Source organism: Bacillus sp. JJ1127, assembly GCF_036965845.1.
Classification (GTDB): domain Bacteria; phylum Bacillota; class Bacilli; order Bacillales; family Bacillaceae_G; genus Bacillus_A.
In genome coordinates this window covers 1-763 of sequence record NZ_JBALQK010000283.1, presented here as the reverse complement: position 1 = coordinate 763, position 763 = coordinate 1, and the positions used below count along the sequence as shown (strand labels likewise).

At 31.3% G+C, this 763-nt stretch carries 1 pseudogene (cut by a window edge); it reads left to right on the top strand.

The annotated features are described in order from the left end of the window. Positions 1 to 698 (top strand): annotated as a pseudogene (locus tag V7183_RS22600) (toxin Cry1Ac domain D-VI-related protein); it begins 226 nt to the left of the window's first position. Positions 699 to 763: the final 65 nt, after the last annotated feature.

The window sequence follows — 763 nt, the reverse complement described above, 5'->3', positions numbered from 1 at the left end:
AAAAAGCTCAAAATCTATTTAAAGCTGCGCAGGCTTTTAAACTACAAGATGCTCAAAAAGCTGTTAACGATTTATTCACCGCCAATGATCATAAAACGTTAAAAGCTGATATTAAACAAGCTAACATTGATGCCGCCAAAGCGAAAGTTGATCAACTTATTAATTCTAGTGACAAAACAACTCTATTAAAAGAAATTGAAAAAGCGCAACAACTTTTCTCAGAACTACAAACTGCTCAAAAGTTGTTAGAAACTTTATTTACAAATGGAATCGGATCTCCTGTTAAACCAGGTATCACGCACTCTGATATTGAAAAAGTAAAAATAGAACTCACAAAGCTACCTGATAGCCCTGGTCGTACAAAATTATTAAGCAGAATTCCAGTCAATTTCTCTAATATTATTTGGTATACAAAACCATTCTCAAGTAAAGATGTAACGGATACAGAAAATATAACCGTTTCCACATTATATAGAAATAATAATCGTCAACCATCTATTGATTTTGACTTTGACTATACTTTAAAAGATGCACAAGTTACCGTTTCAAATCGCGACGTTCTTGAAACAACAATTGTCCCAGAACAGGCAGAAGCAGGTATTTTAAATATGAAAATTAAAGGCAGAGGTACTACAAAAGTAACAATTAGTTCTGCTGATGGGTTATATTTTAAAGAGATTACAATAAAAGTTATATAAATTTGAAAGGGTAGTTAGTTAAGCTAACTATCCTTTTCTTTCATTCATATATAAGTTAAAAAAAC